General features: G+C 61.4%; 18 protein-coding genes and 1 tRNA gene. 17 read left to right on the top strand and 2 right to left on the bottom strand.

What is annotated here, in order from left to right; translation table 11 throughout:
• Positions 1–120: 120 nt before the first annotated feature.
• The 3 genes from ACIPHM_RS12995 (at position 121) to ACIPHM_RS12985 (ending at position 2,749) form a co-directional block, all read left to right on the top strand.
• A complete protein-coding gene (locus ACIPHM_RS12995; RefSeq protein ID WP_400328418.1) occupies positions 121–897 on the top strand; it encodes an SDR family oxidoreductase in 777 nt (258 codons plus the stop codon).
• A 173-nt stretch (positions 898–1,070) separates the two neighbouring features.
• The gene (locus ACIPHM_RS12990; RefSeq protein WP_400328417.1) at positions 1,071–2,144 is read left to right on the top strand and encodes a DctP family TRAP transporter solute-binding subunit; all 1,074 of its coding nucleotides are present in this window, start codon (positions 1,071–1,073) and stop codon (positions 2,142–2,144) included.
• 185 nt (positions 2,145–2,329) lie between these two features.
• Positions 2,330–2,749, top strand: coding sequence for an acyl-CoA thioesterase (locus ACIPHM_RS12985; RefSeq protein ID WP_400329073.1), 420 nt, complete (start codon positions 2,330–2,332; stop codon positions 2,747–2,749).
• Between the two features lie 82 nt (positions 2,750–2,831).
• Here ACIPHM_RS12985 and ACIPHM_RS12980 read toward each other — a convergent pair whose 3' ends face one another.
• Positions 2,832–3,377 carry a LuxR C-terminal-related transcriptional regulator gene (locus tag ACIPHM_RS12980; RefSeq protein ID WP_400328415.1) on the bottom strand — a complete coding sequence of 182 codons (546 nt, stop codon included), beginning with the start codon at positions 3,375–3,377 and terminating at the stop codon, positions 2,832–2,834.
• A gap of 227 nt (positions 3,378–3,604) precedes the next feature.
• Here ACIPHM_RS12980 and ACIPHM_RS12975 point away from each other — a divergent pair, with 227 nt between their 5' ends.
• Together ACIPHM_RS12975 and ACIPHM_RS12970 are read left to right on the top strand one after the other, a co-directional pair.
• Positions 3,605–4,303, top strand: a complete 699-nt coding sequence (locus ACIPHM_RS12975) for a CoA transferase subunit A (RefSeq protein WP_199070823.1) — start codon at positions 3,605–3,607, stop codon at positions 4,301–4,303.
• 23 nt (positions 4,304–4,326) lie between these two features.
• The gene (locus tag ACIPHM_RS12970) at positions 4,327–4,965 is read left to right on the top strand and encodes a CoA transferase subunit B (protein ID WP_400328414.1); all 639 of its coding nucleotides are present in this window, start codon (positions 4,327–4,329) and stop codon (positions 4,963–4,965) included.
• Positions 4,966–5,237: 272 nt separating this feature from the next.
• On the opposite strand, the gene ACIPHM_RS12965 is transcribed toward ACIPHM_RS12970, so the two are convergent.
• Entirely contained in the window at positions 5,238–6,029 is a 792-nt protein-coding gene (locus ACIPHM_RS12965) for a 3-hydroxybutyrate dehydrogenase (RefSeq protein WP_400328413.1), read from the bottom strand.
• 161 nt (positions 6,030–6,190) lie between these two features.
• On the opposite strand from ACIPHM_RS12965, the gene ACIPHM_RS12960 reads away from it, so the two are divergent.
• The 12 genes from ACIPHM_RS12960 to ACIPHM_RS12905 all read left to right on the top strand — a co-directional run bounded on the left by ACIPHM_RS12960 (position 6,191) and on the right by ACIPHM_RS12905 (position 18,214).
• A complete protein-coding gene (locus tag ACIPHM_RS12960) occupies positions 6,191–7,069 on the top strand; it encodes an alpha/beta fold hydrolase (RefSeq protein WP_400328411.1) in 879 nt (292 codons plus the stop codon).
• A gap of 63 nt (positions 7,070–7,132) precedes the next feature.
• The gene (locus ACIPHM_RS12955; protein WP_039397700.1) at positions 7,133–7,489 is read left to right on the top strand and encodes a RidA family protein; all 357 of its coding nucleotides are present in this window, start codon (positions 7,133–7,135) and stop codon (positions 7,487–7,489) included.
• Positions 7,490–7,536: 47 nt separating this feature from the next.
• Complete coding sequence (locus ACIPHM_RS12950; RefSeq protein WP_400328410.1) at positions 7,537–9,807, top strand: RelA/SpoT family protein; 2,271 nt, start codon at positions 7,537–7,539, stop codon at positions 9,805–9,807.
• 202 nt (positions 9,808–10,009) lie between these two features.
• Positions 10,010–10,086, top strand: a tRNA-Val gene (locus ACIPHM_RS12945).
• Between the two features lie 240 nt (positions 10,087–10,326).
• A complete protein-coding gene (gene thrS, locus ACIPHM_RS12940; RefSeq protein ID WP_400328409.1) occupies positions 10,327–12,234 on the top strand; it encodes a threonine--tRNA ligase in 1,908 nt (635 codons plus the stop codon).
• Positions 12,235–12,286: 52 nt separating this feature from the next.
• Positions 12,287–12,805 (top strand): translation initiation factor IF-3, encoded by a 519-nt coding sequence (gene infC / locus ACIPHM_RS12935; protein ID WP_400329071.1) that lies wholly within the window; start codon positions 12,287–12,289, stop codon positions 12,803–12,805.
• 178 nt (positions 12,806–12,983) lie between these two features.
• The gene (gene rpmI, locus ACIPHM_RS12930; protein ID WP_400328407.1) at positions 12,984–13,181 is read left to right on the top strand and encodes a 50S ribosomal protein L35; all 198 of its coding nucleotides are present in this window, start codon (positions 12,984–12,986) and stop codon (positions 13,179–13,181) included.
• 25 nt (positions 13,182–13,206) lie between these two features.
• Entirely contained in the window at positions 13,207–13,566 is a 360-nt protein-coding gene (rplT, locus tag ACIPHM_RS12925; RefSeq protein WP_400328406.1) for a 50S ribosomal protein L20, read from the top strand.
• A 151-nt stretch (positions 13,567–13,717) separates the two neighbouring features.
• Positions 13,718–14,731, top strand: coding sequence for a phenylalanine--tRNA ligase subunit alpha (gene pheS, locus ACIPHM_RS12920; protein WP_400328404.1), 1,014 nt, complete (start codon positions 13,718–13,720; stop codon positions 14,729–14,731).
• An 86-nt stretch (positions 14,732–14,817) separates the two neighbouring features.
• Positions 14,818–17,256 (top strand): phenylalanine--tRNA ligase subunit beta, encoded by a 2,439-nt coding sequence (gene pheT / locus ACIPHM_RS12915; protein WP_400328403.1) that lies wholly within the window; start codon positions 14,818–14,820, stop codon positions 17,254–17,256.
• A 62-nt stretch (positions 17,257–17,318) separates the two neighbouring features.
• On the top strand, positions 17,319–17,711 hold the full coding sequence (locus tag ACIPHM_RS12910; RefSeq protein ID WP_400328401.1) for an integration host factor subunit alpha: 393 nt from the start codon (positions 17,319–17,321) through the stop codon (positions 17,709–17,711).
• An 80-nt stretch (positions 17,712–17,791) separates the two neighbouring features.
• A complete protein-coding gene (locus ACIPHM_RS12905; protein ID WP_400328399.1) occupies positions 17,792–18,214 on the top strand; it encodes a MerR family transcriptional regulator in 423 nt (140 codons plus the stop codon).
• The last annotated feature ends 134 nt before the right edge of the window (positions 18,215–18,348 follow it).

The raw sequence follows: 18,348 nt of genomic DNA, 5'->3' as shown, positions 1-18,348 counted from the left end.
AACACCTCGCAACCGCATATTAATAGCACGATCGTTCGGTTTGGTAGGTAGGAAGCTCTAGCGGCAAGCCGTCTGGCGAAGCCGTTGTTCAATGCGTGTCCGGGCTTGAGGGAGAAGAAGATGGGGCGTTCGCTGAATCTGGAAGGCAAAGTTGCAATGGTCACGGGAGCGTCGAGCGGACTTGGCATGCAGTTTGCCAAGGTGCTCGCTCAGGCTGGCGCGAAGGTGGTGCTGGCCAGCCGCCGCGTGGAGCGGCTCAAGGAGTTGCGGGCAGAAATCGAGTCACAAGGGGGGGCGGCTCATGTCATCCCGCTCGATGTCACGGATTACGACAGCATTCGTGCGGGCGTGGCCCATGCCGAGACCGAGGCGGGCGCCATCGATATTCTGATCAACAACTCAGGCGTTTCGACGCAGCAGAAGCTGGTCGACGTCACCCCGCAGGAATACGACTACGTCCTCAACACCAACACGCGCGGTGCATTTTTTGTGGCGCAGGAAGTCGCCAAGCGCATGATCCGGCGCAGCAAGGGCGATCCGCAGCGTCAGCATCGGATCATCAATGTGGCGTCGGTGGCCGGGCAGCGCGCGATCTCCATGCTCGGCGTGTATTGCGTGAGCAAGGCGGCGGTGATCCACATGACGCGCGCGATGGCGCTGGAATGGGGGCGCTACAACGTCAACGTGAACGCGTTGTGCCCAGGGTATATCGACACCGAAATCAACCACGATCACTGGAAGACGGATGCCGGACGCAAGCTGATCGAGATGTTGCCGCGTCAGCGAGTGGGGGAGCCGGGCGATCTCGACGGGCTGATTCTGCTTCTGGCGTCGGACGATTCTCGTTTTATCAACGGCTCGATCATGACCATCGACGATGGGCTGGCGGTTGGCTGACGCACGTCGGGCTGGCAAGAGAGTTCCCGATTGCGCAGGCTCGCTGCAATGCGGCAATCGGGGATTGTCCGAGGCAGTCAGCTTCGTGACGACGAGCGCATAATTTCCCGGCGTTTACGGGATCGTGAAGGACGTCGTGTTGACGTCGGAGCCCGAATCATCTCGAGGACATCATGCGTAATCAAGGCTGGCGGGGGCTCGTCGGAGTCGCGCTTGCCCTCGCCGTAATCACGCTGCCCGCGCGGCCGGTGGCGGCACAACCCTACAAGGCCGAATACACGCTGTCGATCGTGCCCGATGCCGAGACCCCCTGGGGCAAAGGCACCCGACTCTGGGCGGACATGGTGCGCGAGCGCACTCGCGGGCGTATCAACATCCGGCTGCATCCCAACGCCACGCTCATGGGCGGCGACCAGACGCGCGAATTCACGGCGTTGCGCCAGGGCGTGATCGACATGGCCGTTGGTTCGACGATCAACTGGTCTTCGGCCATCCCCGAGTTCAACGTTTTTTCGCTGCCGTTCCTGCTGCATGGCTATCGCTCTGTCGACGCGCTGACGCAAGGCGATGTCGGGCGCGAGCTGTTCCGTCGTGTGGAAGAGCAGGGCGTCGTGCCGCTCGCGTGGGGGGAGAACGGGTTCCGGCAATTGAGCAATTCGCGTCGCGCGATCCGGTCGCCGGAGGACATGCGCGGGCTGCGCATTCGCGTGGTCGGTTCGTTGCTGTTCAATGACATCTTCACGGCGTTGGGGGCAGTGCCGACACAGATGACGTGGGGCGAGGCTATTCGCGCCCTGCGCGCCCGCAAGATCGACGGTCAGGAAAATCCGATCACGATTTTCAACAACGCGCGGCTCGATACGGTGGGGCAGCGGTATATCACGCTGTGGGATTACGTGGCCGACCCGATCCTGTTCGTCGTCAATCGGCAGGTCTGGGACAGTTGGTCGCCACACGACCGTGACATCGTTCGCGATGCGGCTATGGAGGCGGCGCGCTTTGAAGTGACGTTGGCGCGCGAGGATCTGTTGAGCGCCGGGCGGGGAACGTGGGAAGAGCTGGATGCACGCGGGGTGAAGGTCACTCGACTCACGCCCGAGCAGCGCCAGCGCTTTATCGACGCAACGCGCCCCGTCTATATGAAATGGAAGACGCTCGTCGGGCGAGATCTGGTCGAGAAGGCCGAAGCGGCCGTCAAGGACGATACGGCGTCCGCCAGATCGGTGGCCATCGGCACTCGCAAGTGATGCGGTGACATTGGCGGTGCCGGTTCGGAATTGTCCGAGGCGGCGCTCTCACGTCATTCCGAAAAGCCGCCTGATCGAAGCAAATCACTGCGGTGTAACGGGCATCGAACGCCCCGAAGCGCTACACTTTATTCCCATGACGCCCTGTCATTTCACGGCAGGGCGTTGATTTTCATCATGGGGAAATCGCAGTGTCGTCAGAGTACAAAGAAGTCTTTCGCATGAGCATGCCCATTCGCTGGGGCGATATGGATGCCTTCGGGCATGTCAACAACACCGTGTACTTCCGTTACATGGAGCAGGTGCGTATTTCGTGGCTGGAGTCGCTGGACATTGCGTCCGAAGAGCGTGCGACGGGAGAGGGGCCGGTCATTGTCAACGCGAACATGACGTTCCTGCGTCAACTGCGCTATCCGGGCGATATCGAATGCCGCATGTTCGTCGGTGCGCCGGGGCGAAGCAGCGTCGATACGCGCTTCGAGTTGCGCCGCGCCGACACGCCTGAAGTGCTCGTGGCCGAGGGCGGCGCGAAGATCGTCTGGGTGAACTACGAGGCGGAGAAGTCCGTGCCACTGCCGGACGCGGTGCGCACGTTGGTGGCCTGAGGCGAATGTCCCGGCGGTGAGCGTGGTGTCGGGTGTGCCTGCGCACCAGGCTGACCGCCTGCGCGGCGGGGGGGGCGGCGGCTCAGTTGCCGAGCAGACGCTGGACGAGTTCGGTGGCCGTGCCTGCGCCGTACTTCTGCATTAGGCGCGCGCGATAGATATCCACGGTGCGCGGGCTGATGTCGAGAAATTTGCCGATCTGTTTGCTCGTCTTGCCTTGCACCAGTTGTGCGGCGATCTCGCGCTCGCGGGCCGTAAGTGCAACGGCGACGCGGCGTGTGGCAGACATGTCTTCGAATGTCCAGAGACCGGCGGCGTGTGGATTCTGCACGTCGAGCGAGCGGCCCGTGACGTGGCACCAGAACAATTCTCCGTTGGCGCGTCGCATGATGCGCTCGTCGGAATAAACGCCCTGGCTACTCATGATGGGCGGAATGCGCTCACCGATGCGCTCGAATTCCTTCGGTGACGGATACAGCACCTGGAACGATTGGCCGATGAGCGTTTCGTGCTCGTAGCCGAAGATTTTGCCGAGCTGGCGGTTGCAGTCCTCGATGATGCGCTGGCGTGAGATGACCAGACCGACTGGTGCGATGTGAAAAGCTGTCTGGTAGTCGAACGTCGGCATTGGCGCGGTGCAGATCCGGTCGGGTCACGTGCTGGTGTGCCGCGTGCAGCGGCCCGGCGCGCGGGAAGATATGTAATTTCACGTATTGTGCCCCATTTGCGTGCCACCGTAAGCTCTATGATTGCAAGAGGTGCGTGGGCTGCGGAGTATCGTGGGCCGACGTAAGCCTCGCAACGTGCGAGAGCGCGGCATAATTTCAATTCTCAACCGAGGGAAAGGGACAAACGATGAACAAGGTATTCGCCAGCGCCAAGGAGGCGCTTGCCGGTGTCGTCGCAGACGGGCAAACGCTCGCCGTCGGTGGCTTCGGCCTGTGTGGCATTCCTGAGGCCCTGATCGCCGCGCTGCGCGACTCGGGTGTCAAGGGGCTCACCTGTATCAGCAACAATGCCGGCGTGGACGGCTTCGGTCTCGGTCTGTTGCTTGAGACGCGCCAGATCAAGAAAATGATTTCGTCGTACGTGGGTGAGAACAAGGAGTTCGAGCGTCAGTACCTGGCGGGCGAGCTCGAGCTCGAATTCACGCCGCAGGGCACGCTGGCCGAGAAGCTGCGTGCCGGTGGCGCAGGGATTCCGGCGTTCTTCACGAAGACGGGCGTGGGCACCGTTGTCGCCGAAGGCAAGGAGACGCGCGAATTCGACGGCGAGACGTACGTCATGGAGCGTTCGCTGCGCGCGGATGTTGCGCTGGTGAAGGCCGCCAAGGCCGATCGTGCCGGCAACCTCGTGTTCAATCGCACCGCCCGCAACTTCAACCCGATGGCCGCCATGGCCGGCAAGATCACCATCGTCGAAGTCGAAGAACTGGTTGAAACTGGTTCCATCGATCCGGATGACGTACATCTGCCGGGGATCTTCGTTCAGCGTATCGTGCTGAACGCGCATCCGGAAAAACGCATCGAACAGCGCACGGTACGTGCCAAGTAAGCGCCGAGATCAAGGAGATAACCATGGCATGGAATCGTGACGAAATGGCTGCGCGCGCGGCGCGCGAGCTCGAAGACGGCTTCTACGTGAACCTCGGCATCGGTTTGCCCACGCTCGTGGCGAACCATGTGCCGGACGGTATGGAAGTGTGGCTGCAATCGGAAAACGGCCTGCTGGGCATCGGCCCGTTCCCGACGGAAGACGAAGTGGACGCCGACATGATCAACGCGGGCAAGCAGACGGTAACAACGCTGCCCGGCTCGTCGATTTTCTCGTCGGCCGATTCGTTCGCAATGATTCGCGGCGGTCACATCAATCTGGCAATTCTCGGTGCGATGCAGGTCAGCGAAAAAGGCGATCTCGCGAACTGGATGATTCCGGGCAAGATGATCAAGGGCATGGGCGGTGCGATGGATCTCGTCGCGGGTGTCGGGCGCGTGGTGGTGCTCATGGAGCACGTTGCCAAGGGCGACGCGCACAAGATCCTCGAAGCCTGCGATCTGCCGCTGACTGGCGTTGGCGTAGTCAACCGCATCATTACCGACCTCGGTGTGATCGATGTGACGCCGGATGGTCTGAAGGTCGTCGAGCTGGCAACCGGTGTGACGAAGGAAGAAATCTCCAAGAAGACCGGAGCCACGCTCGATACGAGCGCTGTCTGAGGCGTTAGCGAGGTGTCTGGGTGTGCCTGTGCCCGTGCCGATTTGTCGGGCGGGGCAGGACAGCCCGGCTTGCTGAGGGTTGCCTGGGCCGTTGAACCCGACAACCGCTGAAAGAGGGAAGTTGGAACATGAAAGGCAACACGGGCGGGGAAATCCCCGCCCGTCTTGTTTTGGTGACGCCCGCGTGTGCGAATGCGCGCGCCCTTGCGAGTCTTTGTACGTCTTGGCGAGTCGTCGCAGACGTGGGGCGCGTGCGGTCTGGAGGTGTTGCTTTACTGCGCGACCCAGCCGCCATCCATATTCCAGGCGGCACCGCGCACTTGCGCGGCGGCGTCGCTGCACAGGAAAACAGCAAGTGCGCCGAGCTGTTCAGGCGTGACGAATTCCCCCGACGGCTGCTTTTCGCCGAGCAGTGAGCGCTTCGCTTCATCGCCGGAGAGCCGGTCGCGCGCGGCGCGATCGTCGACCTGCTTCTGGACGAGCGGCGTGAGCACGAAGCCGGGGCAAATGGCATTGGCCGTCACCCCGGTCTGCGCATTTTCCAGCGCGGTGACTTTCGTCAGGCCGACAATGCCGTGCTTGGCTGCGACATATGCCGACTTGCCCGTCGAGCCGACAAGCCCGTGGACCGACGCGATGTTGATGATGCGTCCCCAGTTGCGCGCACGCATGCCGGGCAAGGCAAGTCGCGTGGTGTGAAAGGCCGACGTCAGGTTGATTGCGATGATCGCGTCCCATTTATCCGTCGGAAAATCCTGAATCTCGGCCACGTGCTGAATGCCCGCGTTGTTGACCAGAATGTCGACGCCACCGAACTCGGATTCGGCATATTGCATCATCGCCTCGATCTCGCTGGCGCGGCTCATGTCGGCGCCGTGATAGCCCACTTGCGTGGCCGTGTGGCCGGCCTGTGACGCTGCGTGGGCAATCGCCTTGCGTGCCGTCTCAGCGTCGCCGAAGCCGTTCGTGATGAGGGTGGCGCCTTGGGCCGCGAGCGCTTGTGCCATGCCCAGACCAATGCCGCTGGTCGAGCCGGTCACGAGGGCGATTTTTCCTTTCAGCATGCGTCGTCTCCGTGCAGGAGGAGGTGGGGGAGGAATCCGATATCGATGAGCGCAGCCGTAAACTGCGGTCGGATGCGGCCCATGAGTCGCCTCATTCTAGCTTACGGTTCGCGGCAAGCGCGGTAGAATTCGGGTCTGGAAACCCATCCGACGAGTTTGCCATGCCGAGCCACGCACCGCGTCTGTCGACCGTTCAGTGTCTGAGTCCCGCCGGGTTGCATCAAATGGCCTATGCGGAGTGGGGCGACCCGGAAAATCCTCGTGTACTGGTGTGCGCTCACGGCCTTACTCGGTGCGGACGCGATTTTGACGCGCTGGCGAATGCGATGGCAAACGACTACCGTGTCGTGTGTCCGGATGTCGTCGGGCGCGGGCAGTCGTCCTGGTTGAGCCATCCCGGGGGGTATGTCGTGCCGCAGTATGTCGCCGACATGGTGACGCTGATTGCGCGGCTCGGTGTTGCGTCGGTGGATTGGCTCGGTACATCGATGGGCGGGCTGATCGGCATGGGACTGGCGGGGTTGCCGGACACGCCGATACGTAACTTGTTGCTCAACGATATCGGGCCGCATATCGAGGCGCCGGCGCTGGAGCGCATCGGTCAATTTGTCGGTATTCCGAAGCGGTTCGCCTCGATCAGCGAGGGGGCCGATTACATCTGGTCGATCTCGACCGGATTCGGGCCGCACACGCGAGAGGAGTGGATTGCCTTGAGCGAGCCGCTACTCAAGGCTGACGGCGGGGGTTATGTGCTGCGTTACGATCCGTCCATCGGGGCAGCGTTTTCGACCGCGCCGCCCGAGGCCATCGTGGCGGGAGAGGCCATGCTCTGGGCGGCGCTTGCCGCGTTTGCAGGGCGCACCCTGATCGTGCGTGGCGAGCAGTCGGATCTGCTCTCGCGCACGACAGTCGAACAAATGCTGGCGCACGCGCAACACGCGCGCGCCGTCGAAATACCCGGCGTGGGACACGCGCCGACGTTTGTGCATGCGGATCAGATCGAGATCGCACGCCGATTTTTTGAAGGATACGCTGACTGACACACGCCTTTTGGGCACCGTGCAGCAGATCCGAAGTCAGAAGAACACGAGGAGTCTTACATCATGGCAGTACAACGTTTCTACGTAGAAAAGCGCTGGTCGGACATGGCCGTGCACAATGGCACCGTCTATCTGGCCGGTCAGACGCCGGACGACCGCTCGCAGGACATGGCCGGTCAGACGCGTCAGGTGCTCGCGCACATCGACCGTCTGCTCGGGGAAGCGAACAGCGACAAGTCGCTGATTCTGTCCTGCCAGATCTTCATCTCGGACATGAAGTATTTTGGTGAAATGAACCAGGTGTGGGATGAGTGGGTGCCGGCCGGTAATGCGCCCCCGCGTGCCACGGTGCAGGCGTTGCTCGCCGACCCTGCCATGCTCGTTGAAATCGTGGTCGTGGCGGCTCAGCGCGAAAGCTGAGTGCCGGACCCGCAACATCCGGGGCGCCGGTCGCCCCGTGTTCCGACATGAACCAACATCAAGCACCGACATCCGCCGAAACGAGTTCGACACCGGGTGTGGGTGAAGCACAATTGCCCGCCACGCTCGACGACGCGCTTGCGTTCGCCGCGGCGCTGTGCGGCGAGCACGTGCTCTCGTCCGGCGAACCGATCATGGCGCACGCGCGCGGCATGATCGCGATTCTCGATACGCTACGCGTGGACGAGGCGACACATCAGGCGGCGGCGCTCTTTTCGGCTGTCGAATTCCTTCCGGATCCGCAAACCACGTTGACTCAGAAGTTCGGTGCCGAAGTCGCCGCGCTAGTGATCGACGTGCGCAAGCTGCAGCGGCTCTCGGGGGCGGGCGCGCGCGCGGCGCAGGCGATGCCGTCCGACGGACGCGATCGTGACGCTTCGGCGGAGCGCAAGTCGCAGGTCGAAGGGCTGCGCAAGATGCTGCTGGCGTTCGCACAGGACATTCGTGTCGTGATGATCCGGCTGGCGTCGCGTCTGCAATCGCTGCGGTGGTACGCGGCCGAGAAGAAGGCGCCCCCGGAGGACATGCCGCACGAAGTGCTCGAGATCTACGCACCGCTGGCGAACCGTCTGGGCATCTGGCAACTGAAGTGGGAGCTTGAAGACCTCGCGTTCCGCTTTCTGGAGCCCGTCACGTACAAGCAGATCGCCAAGCTGCTCGAAGAGAAGCGGGTCGAGCGTCAGACGTTCATCGAAGGGGCGATCCAGCGCCTTCAGGACGAATTGGCGCGCGCGGGTGTGAAGGCCGAGGTGTCTGGGCGGCCGAAGCATATCTACAGCATCTGGAAGAAGATGCGCGGCAAGGCGGTCGATTTTGCCGAGCTGTACGACGTGCGGGCGTTTCGCGTCATCGTCGACGACATCAAGGATTGCTACACGGTGCTGGGCATCGTCCATAACCTGTGGCAGCCGATTCCGAAAGAGTTCGACGATTACATCTCGCGGCCGAAACCCAACGGCTATAAATCGCTGCATACGGTGGTGATCGGCGACGACGGACGCGCGTTCGAAGTGCAGATACGTACCAATGAAATGCACCACTTCGCTGAATACGGCATCGCGGCACATTGGCGTTACAAAGAGGCTGGCCAGCGTGGCTATGGTGGTGCGTTTTCCGCGAATGAGGCTTACGACGAGAAGATTGCGTGGCTGCGTCAGTTGCTGGCGTGGAAGGACGACATCGCCGATACGGTCGGCACCGAAGGCGCGGCGCAACCGTGGGAGCAGCTCAAGCGTGCGACCATCGACGACCATATCTACGTGCTCACGCCGCAAGCCAGGGTGATTGCGTTGCCGCAAGGCGCGACGCCGGTTGACTTTGCGTATCACTTGCACTCCGAGCTGGGGCATCGCTGCCGCGGTGCGCGAGTGGACGGCGCGATGGTGCCGCTCAATACGCCGCTGCAGAACGGGCAGACGGTCGAGATCGTCACGGTCAAGCAGGGTGGGCCGTCGCGAGACTGGCTCAACGCGCAGTTGGGGTATTTGCAGAGCCATCGGGCGCGTCAGAAGGTGCGTCAGTGGTTCAACGCCATCGATCTCGAAGAGACGATTGCCCACGGCCGTACGCTCATCGACAAGACCTTGCAGCGCGAAGGCAAGACGTCGGTCAATCTCGAGGAGTTGGCCTCGCGTCTCGGTTTCCGCACGCCGGACGATCTTTATGCGTCCATCGCCAAGGATGAGTTCAGTCTGCGGCATGTCGAGCAGGCGCTCTCCGGCAATTTGCCGGGACCGGAGCCGCGTGACGAGGACACGCTCGTTGCCAAGAAGAGCCTCGATACAAGTGTCACGCAGGGCGCGAAAAGCGGCGTGTTGGTGGTAGGGGTGGGCGCGTTGCTCACGCAATTGGCCAAGTGCTGCCGGCCCGCGCCGCCGGACCCGATTGTGGGGTTCGTCACGCGCGGCAAGGGCGTGTCGATTCATCGTCAGGATTGCAGCAGTTTCCAGGCGATGAAGACGCGTGCGCCGGAGCGGGTGATTCAGACGGCGTGGTCGTCCGATGTGCTCGAAGGGCGGGGCGTGGCCGCGTACCCGGTGGACATCCAGATCGAGGCGACGGACCGTCAGGGGTTGCTACGCGATATTTCCGAAGTGTTTTCGCGGGAGAAGCTCAACGTGACGGGCGTCAGCACCCAGTCGCGCGGGGCGCAGGCGTTCATGCAGTTCACCGTGGAAGTGCGCGATGGCGGGCAGTTGCAACGAGCCTTGGCGCAACTCACCGGCGTGAGTGGTGTGATGTCGTCGCGGCGACGGTAAGGGTTTCGGGGCGTGGCAGGCGGCGGGTCGCTATTGGCCTCGCCTGCGACTGCTCCGGTTGCATCAGAGAGGCGAAGATGAAAGGATTTCTATGCGCCGCAAAGACGCGTGAACGCCTTGATTGGCGCGGCTTTTCGTCGGCAGGCACAATAATCGCTTGGCGATGCGCGGAAACCTTGCTAGAATCTCGTTCTCTTGCAGTAGGCTCGTAGCTCAGCTGGTTAGAGCACCACCTTGACATGGTGGGGGTCGTTGGTTCGAGTCCAATCGAGCCTACCAACGAAATTTTATGCATTACAGTCCGCGAAGCCCCGCAGACACAGGCGCTGGAAAAACACTCATGTTGAAGACCGCCCGAACTTTCACAGTGGTGAAGGTGCGACGTTAAGTCGAGGGTGTTTTTCGTCTGGATGCAAGGAATGAAGAGACGGCCTCGACGATAGTCGAGGCCGTTTTTTTTTCGTGGTTTTGCCGCGTGGCGTGGGCCGCGCGTGACGTTTTTGCGCATGGGAGTGCGACATGATTTCGGTACGTTTGCCTGACGGTTCGCAACGCCAGTACGAAGCCCCCCTTACGGTGGCGCAAGTTGCCGGCTCGATCGGTACGGGGCTGGCCAAGGCTGCCTTGGCGGGCCGCGTTGACGGCAAGCTGGTCGACACGTCTTATCTGATCGATCGCGACGTGAGCCTCGCCATCGTGACGGACAAGGACGCCGACGGTCTGGATGTCATTCGTCACTCGACGGCCCACTTGCTGGCTTACGCCGTCAAGGAGTTGTTCCCCGAGGCGCAGGTCACCATCGGTCCGGTCATCGAAAACGGCTTCTACTACGATTTCTCGTTCCATCGCGCATTCACGCCGGACGATCTCGAAGCCATCGAGAAGAAGATGCACGAGCTGGCGAAGAAGGATGAGCCGGTAACGCGCGAAGTGATGTCGCGCGACGACGCCGTGCGTCTGTTCATGTCGATGGGTGAGAAGTACAAGGCCGAGATCATCGAATCGATCCCGGCGACGGACGAAATTGGCCTGTATCGCGAGGGCAAGTTCGTCGACCTTTGCCGTGGTCCGCACGTGCCGTCGACGGGCAAGCTCAAGGTTTTCAAGCTGATGAAGGTCGCCGGTGCCTATTGGCGTGGCGATGCGAAGAACGAACAACTGCAGCGTATTTACGGCACGGCCTGGACGAAGAAGGAAGACCAGGACGCGTACCTGCATATGCTCGAAGAGGCGGAAAAGCGCGATCACCGCAAGCTCGGCCGTGCGCTTGACTTCTTCCATATGCAGGAAGAGGCACCGGGCCTCGTCTTCTGGCACCCGAAGGGTTGGACGCTCTGGCAGCAGGTTGAGCAGTACATGCGCCGCGTCTACCGCAATAACGGCTATCAGGAAGTCAAGGGGCCGCAGATTCTCGACCGCTCGCTCTGGGAAAAGTCGGGGCACTGGGAGAACTACAAGGACAACATGTTCACGACGGAATCGGAGAACCGCGCTTACGCGCTCAAGCCGATGAACTGTCCGGGGCACGTTCTGATTTTCAACTCGACGCTGCACAGCTATCGCGACCTGCCGCTGCGTTACGGCGAATTCGGTCAGTGCCATCGCAACGAGCCGTCGGGCGGTCTGCATGGTCTGATGCGCGTGCGCGGCTTCACGCAGGATGACGGTCACATCTTCTGTACGGAAGATCAGATTCTCGACGAGTGCGTGAATTACACGGCGCTGCTGCATGCCGTGTACAAGGACTTCGGTTTCAAGGACATGATTTATAAGGTCGCGACGCGTCCTGAGCATCGTGTCGGTACCGACGAAAATTGGGATAAAGCCGAATTCGCGCTGATGGAATCGCTGCGTCGTTCCGGCTGCAAATTCGAAATCGCCCAGGGTGATGGGGCGTTCTACGGTCCGAAGATCGAATACACGCTCAAGGATGCGCTTGGCCGTCAGTGGCAGTGCGGTACGATGCAGGTCGATTTTTCGATGCCCGAGCGCCTGGATGCCGTGTATGTGGCGGAGGACAACAGCCGCAAGCGTCCGGTGATGCTCCATCGCGCCATTCTGGGTTCGCTCGAGCGTTTCCTCGGGATTCTGATCGAGCACCATGCTGGTGCATTGCCGGTCTGGCTCGCGCCGGAGCAGGTGATCGTGATGAATATCTCGGAAAAAACGGCCGATTACGCCCAGGAAGTGACGAAAAAGTTGAAAGAACAAGGGCTTAGGGCTCGTAGCGATTTGCGCAACGAGAAAATTAGCTATAAAATACGCGAGCACTCTCTGCAGAAAGTTCCTTATTTCGTTGTCGTAGGGGACAAAGAGCAGGAGGCGAATATGGTAGCCGTGCGTGCCCGTGGCGGCGTGGATCTGGGTGTGATGCCCCTTGACGCGCTCATCGAACGTCTTGCGCAGGAATGCGCATCGTTCCAATAACGCCTGTTGGACAGCGCGGCTAAATTTTTGACTTTTTTCGAGGATAAGCAACATCGCTACCGATAAGTCGCATCGCATTAACGGCGAAATTACAGCGCCCGAAGTGCGTCTAAATGGCGTCGACAATGAGCCGCTCGGCATTGTGAAACTGGCAGAGGCTTTCCGTCTGTCCGAAGAGGCTGATGTCGATCTGGTGGAAATTGCACCGACGGCGAATCCGCCGGTTTGCCGTCTGATGGATTACGGCAAATTCAAGTACTCGGAACAGAAGAAAGCGCACGAGAACAAGCTGAAGCAGAAGGTTGTTCAGATCAAGGAAGTCAAATTCCGACCTGGCACCGACGATGGTGACTACAACGTCAAGTTGCGCAATCTGAAGCGGTTCCTCGAAGACGGTGACAAGACCAAGATCACGCTGCGTTTTCGCGGTCGTGAGATGGCCCACCAGGAAATCGGCGCTCGTATGCTGGAACGTCTGAAGTCGGATCTCGACGAGGTCGGCCAGCCGGAACAGATGCCGAAGATGGAAGGCCGTCAGATGATCATGGTCATCGCGCCGAAAAAGAAGTAATGCCGTGGCGGTGTCGAACGACACCGCCGGGCCGTAAGGAATTGCCGTCGTAGCCCGTGAGGGATGCGATAGCGATACAGGGTGCAGTCAGGCCCTGAACACAAGTGGTCTCGGGTTCTACAAGGGGCGCGATTTTGGCGTCACACCTGTGATCATGTTAAAAACCCCGGAGTTTTTCATGCCTAAGATGAAAACCAAGAGCGGTGCCAAGAAGCGCTTTCGCGTGCGTCCTGGCGGTACCGTCAAGCGTGGTCAGGCCTTCAAGCGTCACATTTTGACGAAGAAGTCCACCAAGAATAAGCGTCACCTGCGCGGTGCCGTCGGCGTTCATGAGTCTGATCTGAACTCCGTACGCGCAATGCTGCCCTTCGCTTAAACCCCGACTTAGATAGGAGAGAAATATGCCTCGAGTCAAACGTGGGGTCACCGCACGGGCCCGCCATAAGAAAGTCATCGCAGCAGCCAAGGGTTTCCGCGGCCGCCGCAATAACGTCTTCCGCATCGCCAAGCAAGCGGTCATGCGCGCTGGGCAGTACGCCTACCGCGATCGCCGTAACAAGAAGCGCGTGTTCCGCGCCTTGTGGATTGCGCGTATCAATGCAGGTGTGCGTCAGCACGGTATGACCTACAGCGTGTTCATCGCTGGTCTGAAGAAGGCCTCGATCGAACTCGACCGCAAGGTGCTGTCCGACATGGCCATCAACGACAAGCCGGCATTTGCCGCGATTGTCGCTCAGGTGAAAGCCACCGTCGCAGCCTAAGCTGTAGTTAGCGTATAGCGCGTTTTACCGCGTGCCATTCGCCAGGAGGGGGCTCTCATCGGAGCCCCCTTTTGTTTTTCGCTTGTCTTTTCGCTCGCTTTTTTGCTTGAACATGCGGCCATTCCGACCGCCTAACTTGAGTCTGTAGCATATGGATCTGGAACTTATCGTCAGCGATGCGCAGCGTGCGTTCGCCGCCGCTCCCGACGCTGCCGCGCTGGAAAACGAGAAAGCCCGCTTTCTCGGCAAGACCGGCCAACTGACCGAGTTGCTCAAGGGCCTCGGCAAGCTCGATCCTGAAGCGCGCAAGAGCGAAGGCGCACGGATCAATGCGGCCAAGCAACAGATCGAAGGCGCCCTGCAGGCGCGCCGTCAGGCCATGGCCGACGCGCTGCTCGACGCGCGCCTGTCTGCCGAGGCCATTGACGTCACGCTGCCCGGCCGAGGCCTGGGCGCTGGCAGCCTGCATCCCGTGCTCACCACCTGGGAGCGCGTAGAACAAATTTTCCGTTCCATTGGTTTTGATGTGGCCGACGGCCCGGAAATCGAAACCGATTGGTTCAACTTCACAGCACTGAACAGCCCGGAAAACCATCCGGCGCGCTCGATGCAGGACACCTTCTACGTCGAAGGCAATGACGACGCCGGCAAGCCCTTGCTGCTGCGCACGCACACGAGCCCGATGCAGGTGCGCTATGCACGCATGAATAAGCCGCCGATCAAGGTGATCGCGCCCGGGCGCACGTATCGTGTCGACTCCGATGCCACGCACTCGCCGATGTTCCATCAGGTCGAAGGTCTGTGGATTGCCGAAGACATCAGCTTCGCCGACCTGAAGGGTGTGTACACCGACTTCCTGCGCAAATTCTTTGAACGCGACGACATTCAGGTGCGTTTCCGCCCGTCGTACTTCCCGTTCACGGAGCCGTCCGCCGAAATCGACATGCAGTTCGAGACGGGCAAGAACGCCGGCAAATGGCTGGAAATCTCGGGTTCGGGTCAGGTGCATCCGACGGTGATTCGCAATATGGGTCTCGACCCCGAGCGTTACATCGGCTTTGCCTTCGGCTCGGGACTGGAGCGTCTGACGATGCTGCGCTACGGCGTGCAGGATCTGCGACTGTTCTACGAGAACGACCTGCGCTTCCTGCGCCAATTCATGTAATCGATGCCGATGGCCCTCGGCTGGCGCGCGAAGCCGCTGCCGCCGGGGTCTCGGAAGTGAAGACTTAACTGCGAGCGAACTGATCCATGCAATTCTCTGAATCGTGGCTGCGTACCCTGGTCGACCCGGATTTGTCGACGGACGCGTTGGCGCATGCCCTGACGATGTCCGGGCTCGAAGTCGAGGAAACCGATCCGGTCGCCCCGCCGTTTGCCGGCGTGGTCGTGGCCAAGGTGCTCGAAGTCGCCCGTCATCCGGACGCTGACCGTCTGAACGTCTGTCAGGTCGACGCCGGTACCGGCGAGACGCTCACCATTGTGTGCGGTGCGCCGAACGTGGCGCCGGGCATCAAGGTGCCGTGCGCAACGGTGGGTGCGGCACTGCCGCCGGCGGAAGCGGGCGGTGCGCCGTTCCAGATCAAGATCGGCAAGCTGCGTGGCGTGCAGAGTTTCGGCATGCTGTGCTCGGCGCGCGAACTGAAGCTCTCGGAAGACCATGCCGGTCTGATGATCCTGCCGGAAGATGCGCCGGTCGGCATGAACATCCGCGAGTATCTCGATCTCGACGATACGGTGTTTGTCGTCAAGCTCACCCCAAACAAGGCCGACTGCCTGTCGCTGCTCGGCGTTGCCCGCGAAGTGGCCGCCATCACCGGCGCGCCGCTCAAGGACTTGCCGGGACAGGGCACGCAGCCCGCGGCCATCGCCGACACCCTGCCGGTGCGTATCAGCTCGCCCGACGGTTGCGGACGCTTCGGCGGGCGCATCATTCGTGACGTGAACGCTGCGGCACCGTCGCCGCGCTGGATGGTGGAGCGTCTCGAGCGCGCCGGTCAACGCAGCATTTCGGCGCTGGTCGACATCACCAACTACGTGATGCTCGAACTGGGTCAACCGCTGCACGTCTACGATCTGAACCGTCTGCAAGGCGGGATCGACGTGCGTTTCGGCCGCGCAGGCGAGACGCTCAAGCTGCTCAACGAACAGACCGTGACGCTCGACGAGAGCGTGCTCGCGATCACCGACGCCAGCGGTCCGATCGGTCTGGCCGGCATCATGGGCGGTGACTCGACGAAGGCGGGTCTGGAGACGCAGAACATCTTTCTGGAAGGGGCATTCTTCTTCCCGCAAGCGATTCAGGGCCGTGCACGCAAGTACAACTTCACGAGCGATGCGTCGCACCGTTTCGAGCGAGGTGTCGATTTCGCCGGTAACGTGCGTGCCCTGGAGCGCGCGACGCAACTGGTGCTCGAGATTTGCGGTGGTCAGGCCGGTCCGCTGGAAGACCAGGTCGCGAAGCTGCCGGAACGTCAGCCGGTGAAGATGCGCGTCGCACGTGCCGTCAAGATTCTTGGCGTGCCGGTCTCCGAGCAGGAGATGAGCGACATCTTCACGCGTCTTGGCTTGCCGTTCACGTTGCGGGATGGCGTGTTCGAAGTGACGCCGCCGTCGTATCGCTTCGACCTCGAGATCGAAGAAGATCTGATTGAAGAGATCGCGCGCATTTACGGTTTCGATCGCATTCCGGCCAATCCCCCGGTCGCGGCGAGTGAGATGCGACCGACGCAGGAAGGCCGCCGTTCGCAGCATGCCGTGCGTCACGCCGTGGCTGCCCGCGACTATCACGAGACGGTGGGCTTCAGTTTTGTCGACGTGGAGTGGGAAGCCGACTTTGCGGGCAACGACAACCCGATCAAGCTGCTCAATCCGATCGCCAGCCATCTCGCGGTGATGCGCTCGACGCTCATCGGCAGCCTGATCGCGACCGCCCGCTACAACCTGAACCGCAAGGCATCGCGCGTTCGCGTGTTCGAAATCGGCCGCACCTACCATCGCGACAACACGGTGGCCTCTGGCGAGCTGAGCGTTGGCGGTTTTCGTCAGCCACTGAGCGTTGCCGCCCTGGCGTACGGTCCGGTGTTCGAAGAGCAGTGGGGTGCGCCTGCGCGTCAGGTCGACTTCTTCGACGTGAAGGGCGATCTCGAGGCGTTGCTGGCACCGCGTTCGGCGCGTTTCGTGAAGGCGGAGCACCCGGCGTTGCATCCGGGACGCAGCGCCGCGATCGAAGTCGACGGCAAGCGTGTCGGTTTCATCGGCGAGCTCCATCCGCGTTGGCAGCAGAAGTACGATCTGCCGCAGGCGCCGGTGCTGTTCGAGATCGAGGCAGAGGCGCTGTTTGGCCGTGACGTCGCGAGCTATGAGGACATTTCGAAGTTCCCGCCGGTCACGCGTGACATCGCGCTCGTCGTCGATCAGTCGCAGCCGGTGCAGGTATTGATCGACGCAATGCTCGCGGCGCGTCATGACGATCCGGCGTGCAGCGTGGTGCAGTCGGTGCGGTTGTTCGACGAGTTCCGGCCCAAGGCGGGCGCGGCTTCGGGCTCTCTGGGAGCCCAGGACAAAAGCGTGGCGTTTCGTGTTACTCTGCAAGACCCCTCGGGTACGTTGCAGGACGAGACGGTCCAGGGCGCCATTAACGCACTGGTACAACGGGTAGAAGGGTTCGGCGCACGTTTGCGCGCTTGAAATCCAGTAAAAATCCGGGTGCGAGTGGGTTATCGCACTGACATCGCCATCGCGTGGGACGTATGAACGAAATGAATCCTGGTGAATTTGAAGCCATGCTCGCGGCGCAGCGTATCGCGCTGGGTCGCAGCGAAGTGAACGAGGTCTCGACCGAGGCGCCGACGCTGACCAAAGCCGAACTGGCCGAGTTGCTCTTCGAGCACGTCGGCCTGAACAAGCGCGAAGCGAAGGATATGGTCGAAGCGTTCTTCGATTCGATCCGCGACGCGCTCGGATCGGGTGACAGCGTCAAGCTCTCCGGTTTCGGCAACTTCCAGTTGCGCGACAAACCGCAACGGCCTGGCCGGAATCCGAAGACGGGTGAGGAGATTCCGATTGCCGCGCGCCGCGTCGTGACCTTCCACGCCAGCCAGAAGCTCAAGTCGATGGTCGAGTCTGGCGTACTCAGCAAGTAAATCCCGGCCGCCGCATTCTGCGGCGGCCGCTGGTTTTTTCGTCCGCAATCTAACCGTCGTCCCATTCCGCTAACGCCGCGATGGATCACGTTGCCTTGCCGCCGATTCCCGCCAAGCGTTACTTCACCATCGGTGAGGTGAGCGAGCTATGTGGTGTCAAGCCACATGTGCTGCGCTATTGGGAGCAAGAGTTCACGCAGTTGCGCCCGGTCAAGCGGCGCGGTAACCGGCGGTACTACCAACACCACGAAGTCCTGTTGATCCGGCGTATCCGGGATTTGCTCTATGAGCAGGGCTTTACCATCAATGGCGCCCGCAATCGCCTCGAAGCCGATACGCCGCGCGGTGCCCGTAGTTCGGGCAGCGCAGCCGCTCGGGCGGGCGCGCCGGCAGCCATGAGCGACGACGACACTGCCGGTAGCACCGATAGCGGCGACACGCCGCTTGACGTGAGTGATTTGCGCCGCCGTCTCCAATCCGTCATCGAGTTGCTCAAGTCCTGAGCGGCTTTCCATCTGTCGTTACCCGCTTGGGGCCGTTCGCCGACTCCGGGATTCTCCTAATGCGGCGGGGGCCGAAACATCCGTAATCCGAGATATGGCACGCCCCCGGGGCGGGGGTGCGTTCGTCTGGCTCG

Source organism: Pandoraea sp. NPDC087047, from assembly GCF_044745225.1.
In the GTDB taxonomy this organism is placed as follows: Bacteria; Pseudomonadota; Gammaproteobacteria; order Burkholderiales; family Burkholderiaceae; genus Pandoraea.
This window is presented reverse-complemented; position numbering and strand designations above follow the sequence as displayed.